Annotated in this window: 17 protein-coding genes and 1 tRNA gene; 14 read left to right on the top strand and 4 right to left on the bottom strand. The window is 71.0% G+C overall.

What is annotated here, in order from left to right; all coding sequences use genetic code 11:
• Positions 1–174 precede the first annotated feature (174 nt).
• Positions 175–615, top strand: coding sequence for a helix-turn-helix domain-containing protein (locus ACIQMR_RS22320; protein ID WP_401389916.1), 441 nt, complete (start codon positions 175–177; stop codon positions 613–615).
• Positions 616–902: 287 nt separating this feature from the next.
• Complete coding sequence (locus ACIQMR_RS22315) at positions 903–1,163, top strand: hypothetical protein (protein WP_401389913.1); 261 nt, start codon at positions 903–905, stop codon at positions 1,161–1,163.
• Positions 1,164–1,248: 85 nt separating this feature from the next.
• Here ACIQMR_RS22315 and ACIQMR_RS22310 read toward each other — a convergent pair whose 3' ends face one another.
• Complete coding sequence (locus ACIQMR_RS22310) at positions 1,249–1,569, bottom strand: hypothetical protein (RefSeq protein WP_401389910.1); 321 nt, start codon at positions 1,567–1,569, stop codon at positions 1,249–1,251.
• A gap of 394 nt (positions 1,570–1,963) precedes the next feature.
• Positions 1,964–2,224, bottom strand: coding sequence for a hypothetical protein (locus ACIQMR_RS22305; protein ID WP_401389907.1), 261 nt, complete (start codon positions 2,222–2,224; stop codon positions 1,964–1,966).
• Positions 2,225–2,577: 353 nt separating this feature from the next.
• Between ACIQMR_RS22305 and ACIQMR_RS22300 the strand changes: the two genes are divergently transcribed.
• From ACIQMR_RS22300 to ACIQMR_RS22265, 8 genes are all read left to right on the top strand, one after another.
• On the top strand, positions 2,578–2,787 hold the full coding sequence (locus tag ACIQMR_RS22300) for a hypothetical protein (protein WP_401390309.1): 210 nt from the start codon (positions 2,578–2,580) through the stop codon (positions 2,785–2,787).
• Positions 2,788–2,817: 30 nt separating this feature from the next.
• Positions 2,818–3,033, top strand: coding sequence for a hypothetical protein (locus tag ACIQMR_RS22295; RefSeq protein ID WP_401389904.1), 216 nt, complete (start codon positions 2,818–2,820; stop codon positions 3,031–3,033).
• A gap of 30 nt (positions 3,034–3,063) precedes the next feature.
• The gene (locus tag ACIQMR_RS22290; protein WP_363058406.1) at positions 3,064–3,279 is read left to right on the top strand and encodes a hypothetical protein; all 216 of its coding nucleotides are present in this window, start codon (positions 3,064–3,066) and stop codon (positions 3,277–3,279) included.
• Positions 3,280–3,345: 66 nt separating this feature from the next.
• Positions 3,346–5,178 (top strand): hypothetical protein, encoded by a 1,833-nt coding sequence (locus ACIQMR_RS22285; RefSeq protein WP_401389901.1) that lies wholly within the window; start codon positions 3,346–3,348, stop codon positions 5,176–5,178.
• A 75-nt stretch (positions 5,179–5,253) separates the two neighbouring features.
• Positions 5,254–5,940: a hypothetical protein gene (locus tag ACIQMR_RS22280; RefSeq protein WP_401389898.1), complete on the top strand. Its 687-nt coding sequence runs from the start codon at positions 5,254–5,256 to the stop codon at positions 5,938–5,940.
• A gap of 119 nt (positions 5,941–6,059) precedes the next feature.
• Positions 6,060–6,353 (top strand): transposase, encoded by a 294-nt coding sequence (locus tag ACIQMR_RS22275; RefSeq protein ID WP_401389895.1) that lies wholly within the window; start codon positions 6,060–6,062, stop codon positions 6,351–6,353.
• Positions 6,353–6,673 carry an IS3 family transposase gene (locus tag ACIQMR_RS22270; protein ID WP_401389892.1) on the top strand — a complete coding sequence of 107 codons (321 nt, stop codon included), beginning with the start codon at positions 6,353–6,355 and terminating at the stop codon, positions 6,671–6,673. Before ACIQMR_RS22275 ends, ACIQMR_RS22270 begins: the two co-directional genes overlap by 1 nt.
• Positions 6,674–6,692: 19 nt before the next feature.
• Positions 6,693–6,941: a hypothetical protein gene (locus ACIQMR_RS22265; protein WP_401389889.1), complete on the top strand. Its 249-nt coding sequence runs from the start codon at positions 6,693–6,695 to the stop codon at positions 6,939–6,941.
• 31 nt (positions 6,942–6,972) lie between these two features.
• Here ACIQMR_RS22265 and ACIQMR_RS22260 read toward each other — a convergent pair whose 3' ends face one another.
• The gene (locus tag ACIQMR_RS22260) at positions 6,973–7,422 is read right to left on the bottom strand and encodes a helix-turn-helix domain-containing protein (protein ID WP_401389886.1); all 450 of its coding nucleotides are present in this window, start codon (positions 7,420–7,422) and stop codon (positions 6,973–6,975) included.
• Between the two features lie 189 nt (positions 7,423–7,611).
• Positions 7,612–7,685: transfer RNA gene (locus ACIQMR_RS22255), tRNA-Lys, on the bottom strand.
• A 162-nt stretch (positions 7,686–7,847) separates the two neighbouring features.
• On the opposite strand from ACIQMR_RS22255, the gene ACIQMR_RS22250 reads away from it, so the two are divergent.
• The 4 genes from ACIQMR_RS22250 to ACIQMR_RS22235 all read left to right on the top strand — a co-directional run bounded on the left by ACIQMR_RS22250 (position 7,848) and on the right by ACIQMR_RS22235 (position 13,778).
• Entirely contained in the window at positions 7,848–9,551 is a 1,704-nt protein-coding gene (locus ACIQMR_RS22250) for a peptidoglycan-binding protein (protein ID WP_401389883.1), read from the top strand.
• A 44-nt stretch (positions 9,552–9,595) separates the two neighbouring features.
• Positions 9,596–11,335 (top strand): SPFH domain-containing protein, encoded by a 1,740-nt coding sequence (locus tag ACIQMR_RS22245; protein WP_401389880.1) that lies wholly within the window; start codon positions 9,596–9,598, stop codon positions 11,333–11,335.
• A gap of 137 nt (positions 11,336–11,472) precedes the next feature.
• Positions 11,473–12,060 (top strand): lytic polysaccharide monooxygenase, encoded by a 588-nt coding sequence (locus ACIQMR_RS22240; protein ID WP_266373905.1) that lies wholly within the window; start codon positions 11,473–11,475, stop codon positions 12,058–12,060.
• 26 nt (positions 12,061–12,086) lie between these two features.
• Positions 12,087–13,778: an AMP-binding protein gene (locus ACIQMR_RS22235; RefSeq protein WP_401389876.1), complete on the top strand. Its 1,692-nt coding sequence runs from the start codon at positions 12,087–12,089 to the stop codon at positions 13,776–13,778.
• Positions 13,779–13,894 lie beyond the last annotated feature (116 nt).

Below are 13,894 nucleotides of genomic sequence, written 5' to 3'. Positions count from 1 at the left end.
TCGCAAGGGGATCCGGAGCCTCCGGGGGGGGGTGTCCGATCGCCCTGGGCGGGCCATGGGCGGGCCCTGGGCAAACTGTCCGATGACATTGGACGCCGGGGTTTCCGGTGGCTCCCCGTGCGGTCGTGGGCGGCGGTTTGGTCTTCCGGTGTCCGAGCGGGAAGAATCCACCGGGTGGCCAACGCACTGCAGGAATTGGTGAAGAGCCGGCTGGAGCAGCAGGGCTGGTCCTACGGAGACGTGGCCCGGCGCGGAGACATCCCCCGTTCCACCGTGCACCACCTCGCCACCGCCGAACGCGTCACCCGCATGCCACAGCAAGCCACGCTCGAAGGCCTGGCCAGAGGACTCGAACTACCCCTGGACACCGTCCGCAGAGCCGCGGCCGAAGCCTGCGGAATCCACCTGTACTTCGAGGAGACCCCCGGCACACCCGCCGACCCCGAAGTCGCCACCCTCATCGCCAGCGTCCAGCAGCTCTCCCCCGCCGACCGCCGACACGTCACCGCACTCGTCGAATCCCTCCTGCGCACCACCCACCCAGACACAGAGACCGACGCAGACACCGGCACAGACACCGACGCAGACGCCGACACCGGCACAGACACCGACTGAAGGGGACCACAAGCCGGACCGGCTGCCGGTACCCGGCGACATCCGGGAGGGCCGCAGGGTGGTGTCGGCGGGGCCGGATCTCGGCTTCCGGTGCACGTCGGCGACGTGAGAGCGGACGTGTCATTTCGATGGAGATCGGAGACTTCGGGCCGGTAGCACGTATGGCGCATTCGTTTGATGCATTTGCTGGCGAAGTATCAGATAGCCCTGAAATGCGGGCGATTGCGGGTCTATTCTCGCTCCCCGAGGCGGGTGAACCGCCCGAAGCCTCCGCGAGAGGGGTGGATGTGCTTGTCGTCCCCAAGGCTTCCGCGACCGCCGTCGTCCGCGACAGGACGGGAGAGCTGGTGGTGCTGCTGTCCGGTGAACTCCCCTCCGCCCTCACCCCGTCCGGCGTGGACGAGCTGCTGAACCTGGCCGCCGCCGTACTCGGGGCGGAGGAACTGGAACTCTTCCGGCGCTGCCTCGCGGCACTGCGCTGCGGCGAGCGACTCCGCGAAACCCGTATCGAGGTGGACGGAGCGGTACTGACCATCTACCGCGACTGATCCGCGAACGGCAGTGGGCTCCCGGGAGCCGTCTCCGGGAGCCCACGCCGACCGCCCGTCGGATCGGGCGGCGCATCAGGCCGGATCAGAACCGGCGACCGCAATCCCAGCCGTATCCGGCGTGGTTGCGGTACCTCCTGTCGGTGTCGTACCAGTGCGCCCTGTGTGCGGAGCGGCGCTCCCACAGGCGGCGGCAGTCGCGGTCCCACCGGTTCCGGTGGCGGTCCCGGACGTGGTGCCCGACGCGCCGATGGCCGAGGTCGGCGCAGCGCTCCACGTCGCGGAACTGCTGTGCGGCGACGGGTGAATGGGCCGGTGCGGCGATGGCCGTGCCCGTCAGGGGAATGGCGGCCGCGGCCGCGGTCAGGGCCGCCGTCGCAAAGACGCGTGCGAATGTTCTCACCATTTTTCTCCTGGTTCGAAGGGATTTCTGGTGGCCCTCCGGACCATACGCGGATCGCGTCTCCGGATTCATTCGCGCATGCGGGCGGAGAGGTCTTGTCGGCGCATTGCCGGCACTGTTGCGAAAGCCGGGCGAACGGGCGCTGAGCTTTGCTTGGTGAGGATTCCGCGACGTGTGGCGGCGGTGCCTGAGAACACTCGCGAGGGTGACTCAACTGCGGCGTTTCGCGGGCAGTTTGGGTATGGGCGTGGAATGGCGGAAATTGCAACTAGGCTGCACCGGGTCCCGGGTTGAAGAATTCCTGCGGTCCGATGCGGACGGAATCGGGAGCTGCCGGAATGCTCCGTCGTCGCACGGAATTCCGCCCCGAGTTGCGTGCAGTCGCTGCCCTCGCCGCTCAGCTGCGGTAGATGGTCAGTACGGCTCCGTCCATCTCGATACGGGTTTCGCGGAGTCGCTCGCCGCAGCGGAGTGCCGCGAGGCAGCGCCGGAAGAGTTCCAGTTCCTCCGCCCCGAGTACGGCGGCGGCCAGGTTCAGCAGTTCGTCCACGCCGGACGGGGTGAGGGCGGAGGGGAGTTCACCGGTCAGCAGCACGACCGGCTCTCCCGTCCTGTCGCGGACGACGGCGGTCGCTGAAGCCTTGGGGACGACAAGCACGTGCACCCCTCTCGCGGAGGTTTCGGGCGGTTCACCCGTCTTGAGGCACGAGAGGATAGCCATCAGGAGCCCTGTCGTTGCCGGTGGGAATCGGCGGGATTGAGCCGATCGGGTGAGGCTCCGCGCGGGCCGGCGTCGGTTCCGTCGTCGCCCGTCATCTCTCCTGCCTGCGGTTTTGGTGGGCATGGGCGGTCTTCGCCGTGGCGGGCGCGATATTCAGGTCGCTTGTCGGTGACTTCGCGGAGCCCTACTGTCCAATCTCGTCAGACAGATCGTCCGGCATGGATGGACGCGTTCGGGAACGGGCGCGGTCCGCCCATGCCCTTCGCGCAAAGGACCCACCCATGCTCGGCATGCGAGAACTGGACGCCGAGGCAGCCGCGGAGCTGCTGCCCGGACGGGAGGCCCTGGGCCGGCTCCGGTTCAACTTCGTCAGGACCACGAGCGTGAGCGAGCGCATCGCCTACGTCGACGCCCACAACGCGTCGCTCGCGGCCAACGTCTGCTCGCCCGACGCCGTCGCGGCCTCCGACGCCTCCCAGTCCATCAGCGTCCGCCAGTAGCGGCGCTTCCTTCCCAGAGGGGTTTCCACCATGAACGTCGAAGAGCTCGAGGCCGAGGCCGCCGCCGAACTGCTGCCCGGGCGCGAGGCCCTGGGCCGGCTGCGGTTCAACTTCGTCAGGACGACGAACGTGAGCGAGCGCATCGCCTACGTCAGCGCCCACAACGAGTCGCTCGCGACCAACATCAGCTCCCCGTACGCCATCGCGGCCTCGTCCGCCGCCCAGTCCATCAGCGTCAGCCAGTAGCCGGCGCTTCCTCCCGAAAGGGTTTCCACCGTGAACAACGACCAGCTCAACGCCGAGGCCGCCGCCGAACTGCTGCCCGGGCGCGAGGCCCTGGGCCGCCTGCGGTTCAACTTCGTCCGGACGACGAACGTGAGCGAGCGCATCGCCTACGTCAGCGCCCACAACGAGTCGCTCGCCGCCAACATCGACTCCCCGGACGCCGTCGCGGCCTCCGAGGCGACCCAGTCCATCTCGATCAGCCAGTAACGAGCCCGTCGTGTGCGGGCCGCGTTCCTGGGGGCGCGGCCCGCACCGGGGAGGAAGAGCAGGACGGTGACCGAAAGCCAGAAGGTCCACCCCGGTCCCGTGGGGGCGGCGGCCTGCGAAACGGGCGACGTGGCTCACCCGTACGAATACACGGAGACGCTGTTTCCCGTTCCGCGCCTCGGTGCGGGACTCCAGTTCCTCGGCGAGTACCAGGGGTCCGGCTTCACGGAGCGCAAGTACCTGGTCCGCCGGGGGGACGGGCAGGTGGTCCAGCTCTCCCGGCTGCTCTACCTGGTGGCCCAGGCCATCGACGGCGTACGCGACACCGAGACCGTCTCGTACCGGGTCAGCGGGCGTTACGGCCGGGAGGTCAGCGCCGACAACATCGAGTACCTCATCGAGCAGAAGCTCGAACCGCTCGGCATCACCGTCCCCTTCGGACAGGAGGGCGATCAGGTCGCCGGTCCCACCACCGACCTCCTCCTGGTCCTCAAGGGTCATCGGGTGATCTTCCGTGAGCGGCAGGTGGCCCGTATCGCCGCGGCGCTCGCCTGGCTGCACCGGCCACCGGTCGTGGTCCTGGTGCTGTCAGCGGCGCTGTGCGTGGACGTCTGGCTGTTCGCCGTCCACGGAGCGATCGCGCCGGTGCTGCAGGTGCTGGAACAGCCTGTGCTGATGCTCGCCGTCTTCGCACTGATCGTGGCATCGCTGGTCTTCCACGAGTTCGGCCACGCTTCGGCGTGCAGATACGGCGGCGCGCGCCCCGGGAGCATCGGCTGCGGCCTGTTCCTGATCTGGCCCTCGATGTACACCGAAGTCACCGATGTCTACCGCATCGGGCGGACCGGCCGGATCCGGACCGACCTGGGCGGGATCTACTTCAACGTGGTCTTCGTGCTGGGGCTCGCCCTGGCGTACGTCCTCACGGGCCAGCCCCTCTTCCTCGCCGCGATCTACCTCGTGCACTTCGAGATCCTGGAGCAGCTGCTGCCGGTGGTCAGGCTGGACGGCTACTACATCCTCGGGGACCTGGCGGGAATTCCCGACCTCTTCGGGAAGATCAAGCCCATCCTGCGGTCCATGCTGCCCGGACGTGCGCCGTCCCCGGAGGTGGCCGGGCTGAAGCGGCCCGCGAGGATCATGGTCACCGCATGGGTCGTGACCATGGTGCCGCTGATCGCCGCCGAACTCGGCTACGTCCTGTGGAACCTCCCCCGCCTGCTCACCACGAGCCTGCGCTCACTGGCGGAACAGGTGGCGGGGACCTGGTCGGCCTTCGCCGACGGCCAGACCTCCGCCGGTCTCGTCGGGGTCGTCGGGAGCTTCATGCTCATCTGCCCCCTGGCCGGCGCGACCTACCTCGCCGTACGGCTGGTGGGTCGGCTCGTGAAGGTCATCGCCCGGGCCACGGAGGGCAACACCCGGCTGCGGGTGGCCGTCTGGGGCGGGGTGCTGGTGGGATCGGGCGCGCTCTGCGCGGCGTGGCTGACCGGTATGACCCCGGAGCCGCTGCCGCGGCAGCCGCCCATCGCCCCCATCCTCCAGCCCGGTGTCCCCACGGTCCGCCCGACGGCTGCGGCCCCCGCCGCGGAGCGGCCCACCCCCGCCACCCCGGACCCGGCCCTCCCCACCGCACCGCCCGAGACCCCCGCGCCCACGGCGACTTCGGACGCCACCCCCTCCAGCCCGGCCGCCACCACGAGCGGCTCCCCGTCCGCGAGCCCCGTGACGAACGCGCCGACACCAGGGCCGACCAGCCCGAAGCCGAGTCCGAGTCGTACCTCGGCGTCGCCTTCTGCCGGCCCCAGCACCTCGCCGACGCCGAGCACCACCCCGTCCGGATCCCCTTCGCCCTCGGTGACCCCTTCGGAGTCGCAGAGCGCGACGGAGGAGCCCTAGGCCGGATCGCCCCTCCGCTTCTCCGGCCCTGATCGCCTTTCCCGATTCCTCGTACGTCCACAAAGGAGCACCCCGATGACGCACCGAAAGCCACGCACCGGCCACGGCGGCCGCAGAGCCGCACGGTTCGGCATGCTCGTCGCCGCCTGTACGGCCGGCTTCGCCACGGCGAGCCCGGCCGGGGCGGCATCGTCCGTATCGACCGGCAACCGCTATGTCGGCATCGCGGTGGACGAAGCACACGCGAACGCCGGACCCAGGCACCGCTTCGACTACGACGACGAGTTCGCGGTCCATGAGCTCGGAACGCGCCTCGGCGTCGGCGCGCGCAACAGAGCGGTCGCCCGTTCCACGGGCTGCTCGCTCGACAACCCGTGCCGCTCCGTGGCCCTGTCCTTCCAGGTCGTCACCGTCACCGGCACGATCACGCGCCTGAACGCCGCGAACACCAGCCGTGCGGTCAACGACCACTGCGACGGCTGCCAGACGTTCGCCGGCGCCTACCAGTTCATCGTCTCCACCCCGCACTCGTTCACGCTGAGCCGCCAGGTCAGGAACGAACTCGCCCGGCTCGAAAGGCGACTGGGCGAACTGGAGCGCAGCCGCGAGCCGATCAGCACCGTCAGGACTCGCGCCGACTCCCTGGCCGCCGAGGTCGTGAACCTGCTCAGAGGGGCGCTGGCGGCCGCACCCCGCAGCGAGGCCGTCAACCCGCTGCAGAACTTCCGGCCCACCGTCACCCTGCGGCGCCACATCGACTAGTGCGTGGCGGACGAGGTCTGCCCGCCGCTCGGCACCGAACCCACCCGCCTCCCGGCTCGGGGACCCCTCCCCGAGCCGGCGGGTGAACCCGTCTCCAGTCCTCCGGAGGACCACCATCCATGAGTTACCCACCCGAGGTGCGTCGTCGGGCCCTCGACCTGCTGGTCGTGGGCGAGCCCGTGAAGAAGGTCGCGGTCGACCTCGGCCTCAGCGAGCGGACGCTGTACCAGTGGCGGCGCAGATACCTGCCGCAACTGCGGCACCAGCGGTACTTCCCCGACGCCGCGACGGAACTCATGGCGGCACGCAGACGCATCACGGAACTGGAGACCGAGGTCGCCGTCCTCCGGCGTGCGACCGAGCTGCTTCGGGACGCGATGTCCCCAAAAGACGATTCGAGACAGTACGCGTGATGGCTCACGAGGGCTTGTCCGTGCGGATCGCCACGAGCGTCCTGGGGGTGACCGAGTCCGGGTACTTCACCTGGCGTTCCCGTCCTCCCTCCGCACGTTCCGTCCGCCACTCCTGGCTCACAGAAGTCATCTCCGCGATCCACGCCGCTTCGCACGGGACCTATGGATACCGGCGCATCCACGACGAACTGACCTCGCGCCACGGCATCGCGGTCAGCCACGGCACGGTGCAGCTCCTGATGCGCCGCGCCGGACTCCAGGGTCTCTCCGCCGACGAACGGCGCCGTACCCGGCCGACTCCAAAGAGGTTTCCGGCCTGAACGAGAGAGCGATCCGACCATGAGCATGGAATACCCGTCGTTCCCGACACCGCCGCTGCCCATCTCCGCGTATCTGCGCCCCCAGCTGCGGGTGGGGGAGGACCTGCCGGCGACCCAGGCCCATCAGGTGATGCTGCACTGCGCCCTGGACGCGGCATGCGTCCCGGTGCGGCTGACCGATTCCCGTGCCGTCGCCCGGATCGCCGAACTCGACTTCCACACGGTGAACGCCGTGATCGGCTGGCTGCGGACGCTGAGCGAGCGTTGAGCGCGGCAGCCGGTCCGGCTTGTGGTCCCGTTCAGTCGGTGTCTGCGTCGGTGCCTGTGCCGGTATCTGCGACGGTGTCTGCGTCGGTCTCTGTGTCTGGGTGGGTGTTGGGTGGGTGGGTGGTGCGCAGGAGGGATTCGACGAGTGCGGTGACGTGTCGGCGGTCGGCGGGGGAGAGCTGCTGGACGCTGGCGATGAGGGTGGCGACTTCGGGGTCGGCGGGTGTGCCGGGGGTTTCCTCGAAGTACAGGTGGATTCCGCAGGCTTCGGCCGCGGCTCTGCGGACGGTGTCCAGGGGTAGTTCGAGTCCTCTGGCCAGGCCTTCGAGCGTGGCTTGCTGTGGCATGCGGGTGACGCGTTCGGCGGTGGCGAGGTGGTGCACGGTGGAACGGGGGATGTCTCCGCGCCGGGCCACGTCTCCGTAGGACCAGCCCTGCTGCTCCAGCCGGCTCTTCACCAATTCCTGCAGTGCGTTGGCCACCCGGTGGATTCTTCCCGCTCGGACACCGGAAGACCAAACCGCCGCCCACGACCACACGGGGAGCCACCGCAAACCCCGGCGTCCGGGGGCTCCCGGCGACGGCCGCCCGGCGCCCGGCGGGCTTTCGCGCGCATGCGAAAGGGCGCCCTCGGAAGCCGAGGACGCCCAGGTCAGCGAACTGATCGCTTGTGCGCCGCCAGGGACTCGAACCCCGGACCCGCTGATTAAGAGTCAGCTGCTCTAACCAACTGAGCTAGCGGCGCCTGCTGACCGGGAGAACTTTACCCGACCTCCGAGGCTGCTCCGGACATCCCCTTGCGGGTTCCTTGTGGCTTCCGGCCTGTCGGATGGTCGTTTTTTCGCTTTGCTCCGTCAAAATGCGATTTGTCATGACGGATGAGAGTGGTGAATCTGGAGGGGAACAGATGACCGTTCCCGTGTTCGAGGAGTACGAGCCCGCCGCCGACTGCGCCTGCCCCGGGTGCGCCCAGCAGCGGCGCCGGCTGGCCCGTGCCCTGCCGGTGCGGGCCGGGGGGTACCCGGCCGCGCACGGCGCCCGCCGTGCCGTCGTACTGGTCACCGCAGCGGGAGCGGTCCTGAGCGGTGGGGGAGCGGATGCGCTCGCCGTTCCCGGGGACGCGCGCTCCCCTGCCGCGGACCCGGAGCCGACCGCGTCGGCGACGGTCCCCAAGTCGGCGGTCCCCGACGGGGCGGTGGGGGCAACGGCGGCGCGGACACCGGCGGCGGCCGCGGGCACCGCCCGGGTGGGCCGCGCCCGGCCGGGTGGACCTGCGGAACCAGGGCCGGGGCGGGCGGGCGAGCGGCGGCGCGAGGCGAAGCCGGGATCCGTACCGGAGCCGGGATCCGTACCGAAGCCGGGATCCGTGCCGGAGCCCGTAACGGAACCCGAACCGGACACCCCGCAGGGCGGACAGGGACCACTGCACGGCAGTCCGATCCCCGGACCGGCGGGTACGGCCGGCCTGCGCAAGATGAACCGGGCCGACATCATGAACCGCGCCAAGCGCTGGGTGAACACCAAGGTGCCGTACTCCATGAGCAGGTACTGGGTGGACGGCTACCGGCAGGACTGTTCGGGCTATGTCTCGATGGCGTGGAACCTCCCGGGCAACGAATGGACCGGAAGCCTGGCTCAGTTCGGGGTGCGCATCGAGCGCAAGAACCTGCAGCCCGGCGACATCCTGCTGTTCCACAACCTGAGCAATCCGTCCAAGGGATCCCACGTCACGCTCTTCGGCGGCTGGTCGGACAGCGCGCACACCAAGTACGTCGCTTACGAGCAGACGAAGCCGAACGCCCGGAAGCAGGTGACACCGATGGCGTACTGGACCAACTCCAACAGCTACGTGGCCTACCGCTACAAGGCGCTCAAGGGCGTCACCGCCGCGGACGCCGGCGCGGCGGACGTCACCACACCGGACACCGCGGCCGCAGACGCCGCAGCAGCAGCGGCGGCGGCTTCTGCCGCCGCGGCCGACGCGCAGACCCTCGGCGCGCAGATCGCGGGCATGACCGCGGGGGCGACCGCGGGCGCGTTCCCGGGCACGGGCGTCTTCGGGCCCGGCAGGGACAACAAGTACGTCACCCAGCTCGGGAGGTTGCTCGTGGAGCGGGGCTTCGGCAAGCACTACCCAGCCGGTCCGGGATCGCGCTGGGGCGAGTCGGACCGGCGGGCGACGCAGGCGTTCCAGCGCGCCCAGGGCTGGACGGGCGTGGAGGCGGACGGCCTGCCCGGCCCGTACACCTGGCGCCGCCTCCTGAACGACATGGGCCAGACGAACCTGCGTGCGGGGGCGGCCGGACGGGCAGCCCCTGCACCGACCGTGTCCGGACTCGCGGCGTCCGCACACGCCGTGTCCGTACCGGGCTACCCGGGGCGCGGGCACTTCCGCCCCGGCCGGTCGAACAGCCATGTGGAGAAGCTCCGTCGGCAGCTGGTGAAGCGGGGCTTCGGCAAGCACTACCCGTCCGACCCCGGCGCCCCCGGTCCCCGCTGGAGCGAGGCGGACCGCCGCAGTGTCGAGGCGTTCCAGCGCGCCCAGGGCTGGCGCGGCGGAGCGGCGGACGGCTACCCCGGCCCCGAGACCTGGCGGCGGCTCTTCTCATGACCCACCAACCCGATGTGCACCGATCCCGCGAGGAGGCAACCGCGGTGACCCCCACCACTCCCTTTTCCGAGGACCCTCCCGGTCCACCGCTCCCGTTCGGCAGGCTCACGGCCGCGTCGGTCCCGGTCCGTCACACGGGGCCACCGGCCCCGGGCGGCGCGGCCGGTGACCCGCCCGGCCTCGATGACGAGGCCGGTTCCCGTGCCGTGACCCAGGTCGTGTCCGAGCCGGGTGACGAGACCATGGTCCTGCCCGTGTCCGGCACCGGCGCGGCGACGGAAGCCGCATCCGCATCCGTAGCCGAGGCCGTTGGCGAGGCCGAGCCAAGGACCGAGCCAAGGACCGAGCCAAGGATCGACCCCAGGGCCGAGCCCAAGATCGAGCCCAAGTCCCTGCCCAAGTCCGAGTACGGGACCGCGACCGGGACCGCGGAGCCGAAGGGTGATGCCCTGCCGGCGCCCGTCGGGTTCGAGCGCCAGTTCAGCGGCGTGGGCGGCCGGCGGACGGTCGTGATCGGCACCGAGACCTCCGGCGCGATCCCCGTGCATCTGCTGTACCGCGACGCCGTGGCGACGACCTCGGGCCCGGCGGAGAACGTCGCCGGGTCGGGCCGGGTCAACGGAGCCAACGGGGCGGGCGGTTCCGGCAGGGCCGACGGAACCCACGGAACCCACGCGACCAACGGAACCGGGGCGGCCAACGGAACCAAGCAGTCCGCCAAGGAGGGCGGCGGTGATCGCGACGGCGACGGAGGACCCGACACGGTCGCCATGCCGAGGGTGTCGCTGCCCACCGGACGCCGCGCCGCGCCGTCCCTCGTCGCGCCGAGCCGGCGGCCCGCGCCTCCGGCCGACCCCCGGCTGATCGAGCGGCCCGGACCCGTCCTGCCCGGCTGGGCGGCACTGCTCGCCGGGCTCACCGCAGTCACCGGCTGTGCGGCCGTGCTGCACTGGGCCGGGGCCTTCCCTCCGGAGGTGACGGCGCTGTTCGGGGTGTCCGAGCGGCCGTACCGGGGCCTCGGGTTCCTCCAGTGGGCGGTGCTCGCGCTCATGGTGACGCTCGCGCTGTTCTCGCTCGGCGGGCTCGGCCGTGGCCGGGTGGGCCACGCGTGGGTGCTGACGCTGTACGGCGAGTACCGCGGCAGCGTGCGCCGTACCGGCCTGATGTGGGTGAGCCCGCTGCTGCTGCGCCGCCGTGTCGACGTACGCCTGCGGCACTGGCGCAGCGAGCCGATGCCGGCGGTCGACGCCAACGGCACCGCGCTCGAAGCCGTCGTGCTCGTCGTCTGGCGGATCCGGGACACGGCCCGCGCGGTGCTCGGAGTCGCGGACCACGAGGCGTATCTGCGCGAACAGGTCGAGGCGGCGATGGCCCGGGTGCTCTCCCAGCTTCCCGCCGACGCCGCTCCCTCGTCGGACGGCACGGGTTCCGTGCCCGAGCTGCGCCCGACGCTGCGCAACGCCGAGGCCGTCGGTGACGCGCTGACGAAGACGCTGTCGGCGGAGTGCGCCCCGGTCGGGATCGATGTCTTCTCCGCGCAGCCGACGCGTATCGAGTACGCGCCGGAGGTCGCCGCGGCGATGCGCCGTCTCCGTATCGCCGCCCTGGAGGCGGAGCGCCGCGACACGGTGCTGGGCTCGGTGGTCGACGCGGTGGACGACACGGTGCAACGGCTCACCATGCGCGGGCTCGTGGAGTTCGACGACTACGAGCGGAAGGCCCTCGTCCGGGATCTCACGGTCGCCTTCTGCACGGCGAGGGCGGGGTCCGCGGAGACGCCGTGATTGGTCTGGACATGTTCAAAGTTCGTCAATAATCTGGGACTTGGTCTAGACCGGAATATGCACGACCGCACAAGCGCAGCTGCACGGCACGGCTCACGGAACTCCGAACTCCCCCACGTACTTCCAGGAGCGACAGCATGCGAAAGCGAATAGGCGCGGCCATGGTGGGTCTCGCGGTGGCGGGGACGACCCTGCTCGCCACGGGAAGCGCAAGCAGTCACGGCTACACCGACAGTCCGCTCAGTCGACAGAAGCACTGTGCCAACGGAACGGTGACGAACTGCGGCGACATCCAGTGGGAACCGCAGAGTGTCGAGGGGCTCAAGGGCTTCCCGGCGGCGGGTCCGGCCGACGGAACGATCTGCGCCGGCGGCAACAGCCGCTTCGCGCAGCTCGACGACCCGCGCGGCGGGGCCTGGCCCACGACCAAGGTCTCCTCGGGCCAGAACTACACCTTCCGGTGGACGTTCACGGCCAACCACCGGACGACCGACTTCAAGTACTACATCACCAAGAACGGGTGGAACCCGAACCAGCCGCTCACCCGCGCGGCCCTCGACCCCCAGCCGTTCCTGACCCTGCCCTACAACGGTCAGCAGCCGCCGAGCAGCCTCAGTCACTCGGGCACGCTCCCGTCGAAGTCCGGCCGCCACGTGATCCTGGCGGTGTGGACCGTCCATGACACCGCGAACGCGTTCTACGCCTGCTCGGACGTTCAGTTCTGACAGGAGGTCAGTTACCGTGCCGCCCCATGGGCGTCACGGGAAACGGTACGAGCGGTACGACCGTCGCGGAGCTCGTCCAGCGCCGATGGGGTGACCACCGGGTGGGGCTGAGACACGAGGATCTCGTGCTCAGCCACCATCAGGTCGCCTCCGGCGCCGCCGCGAGGGCCGCACTGCTCACCGACCTGCTGCCCCGGGGCGCCGAGCCGCACCTCGGGATCCTGCTCGACAACACGGCCGAGTTCCCCCTCTGGCTGAGTGCGGCGGCCCTCGCAGGGGCCGCCGTCGCCGGGATCAACCCGACCCGCCGGGGGGCCGAACTCGCCCGCGACATCCTGCACACCGAATGCCGTGTGCTGGTCACCGAGCGCGCGCACCTTCCCCTGCTCGACGGTCTCGAACTGCCGGGCGTACGGGTGCTGGTGACCGACAGCGACGCCTACGCCGGACTCCTCGCACCGTACGAGGGCGCGAGGCCCGACGACATCGCCGCCCTGCCGGGCCGCCCCGTGCGGCCCGGCAGCCGGCTGCTGCTCTACTTCACCTCCGGCTCGACCGGAGCGCCCAAGGCCGCGATCTGCACCCAGGGGCGGCTGGCGGCGGCCGGAGGCGCGCTCGTCGGCCACTTCGGCCTGCGGTCCGACGGCGTCCACTACATCTGCATGCCGCTGTTCCACGGGAACGCCGTGATCGCCGACTGGGCGCCCGCGCTGTTCGCGGGAGCGTCGGTGGCCCTGCGGCGCCGCTTCTCCGCGTCGTGCTTCCTCTCCGACATACGGGCCTACGGGGCCACGTACTTCACCTACGTCGGGCGGGCCGTGCAGTACCTGCTCGCCACCCCGGAACGCGACGACGACCGGGACCACACCCTGCGGCTCGGCTTCGGCACGGAGGCCGGGGCGGTGGACGCGGAACGCTTCGAGGCCCGGTTCGGGGCCCGGCTCGTGGAGGGTTACGGCTCCTCCGAGGGCGGTGCCGCGATCCAGCGCACCCCGGACACCCCGCGCGGCGCGATCGGGCGGGCCGCGCCCGGCGGCGACCTCGCGGTGGTCGACCCGTCGAGCGGCGCGGAGTGCGAGACCGCGCGCTTCTCGGGCGAGGGCCGGCTGCTCAACGGTGACCGGGCGATAGGCGAGCTGGTCAACCGCGGCCCCAGCCCCTTCGAGGGCTACTGGCGCAACGCCCCGGCGGAAGCGGAGCGGCTGAGGGGCGGCTGGTACTGGAGCGGAGACCTCTTCTACCGCGACGCGGAGGGCTTCCTCTACTTCGCCGGCCGTACGGACGACCGTCTCCGCGTCGACAGCGAGAACCTCGCCGCCGCGCTCATCGAGAACATCCTCGCCCGCTGGGACGCCGCGGCGGGCGTCGCCGTCTACGCCGTCCCCGACCCGGTCGCCGGCGACCAGGTGATGTGCGCCCTCACCCTCCGCGCCGGCGCGGCCTTCGACCCCTCGGCCTTCGCCGCCTTCCTCGACGCCCAGCCCGATCTCGGCACGAAGATGCCACCCCGCTTCGTCCGCGTCGCACCCTGTCTCCCTCTCACCGCCACCAACAAGATCCACCGAGTCGCCCTGCGCCGCGAGGGCTTCCGCTGCGACGACCCCGTGTGGTGGCGCCCGGGAACGGAACGGCGGTACCGCGTCCTGACGGCGCAGGACGAGGCGGCGCTGCTGCGCGCGTACGAGACCCACGACCGGGCCGCGCTGTTCGACCGCTGACGTGCGCCGACGGGGCCACCGAGCCCTCGGCCGCCGGTGCTGACACGGCGGACGCGGGCGGGCGGACCCCACCCGCCGCCGGATGGCCGGATCTGTCCCCGGCCCGGGCACGCCCT

Origin of the sequence: Streptomyces sp. NPDC091376, assembly GCF_044757085.1 — a bacterium.
GTDB lineage: Bacteria > Actinomycetota > Actinomycetes > Streptomycetales > Streptomycetaceae > Streptomyces > Streptomyces pratisoli.
This window is presented reverse-complemented; position numbering and strand designations above follow the sequence as displayed.

Coding starts and splice junctions, on each gene's coding strand:
- ACIQMR_RS22310 (WP_401389910.1), bottom strand. CDS start 1,569: ATGGTGAGAACATTCGCACGCGTCTTTGCGACGGCGGCCCTGACCGCG.
- ACIQMR_RS22300 (WP_401390309.1), top strand. CDS start 2,578: ATGCGAGAACTGGACGCCGAGGCAGCCGCGGAGCTGCTGCCCGGACGG.
- ACIQMR_RS22295 (WP_401389904.1), top strand. CDS start 2,818: ATGAACGTCGAAGAGCTCGAGGCCGAGGCCGCCGCCGAACTGCTGCCC.
- ACIQMR_RS22280 (WP_401389898.1), top strand. CDS start 5,254: ATGACGCACCGAAAGCCACGCACCGGCCACGGCGGCCGCAGAGCCGCA.
- ACIQMR_RS22275 (WP_401389895.1), top strand. CDS start 6,060: ATGAGTTACCCACCCGAGGTGCGTCGTCGGGCCCTCGACCTGCTGGTC.
- ACIQMR_RS22270 (WP_401389892.1), top strand. CDS start 6,353: ATGGCTCACGAGGGCTTGTCCGTGCGGATCGCCACGAGCGTCCTGGGG.
- ACIQMR_RS22265 (WP_401389889.1), top strand. CDS start 6,693: ATGAGCATGGAATACCCGTCGTTCCCGACACCGCCGCTGCCCATCTCC.
- ACIQMR_RS22250 (WP_401389883.1), top strand. CDS start 7,848: ATGACCGTTCCCGTGTTCGAGGAGTACGAGCCCGCCGCCGACTGCGCC.
- ACIQMR_RS22240 (WP_266373905.1), top strand. CDS start 11,473: ATGCGAAAGCGAATAGGCGCGGCCATGGTGGGTCTCGCGGTGGCGGGG.
- ACIQMR_RS22235 (WP_401389876.1), top strand. CDS start 12,087: ATGGGCGTCACGGGAAACGGTACGAGCGGTACGACCGTCGCGGAGCTC.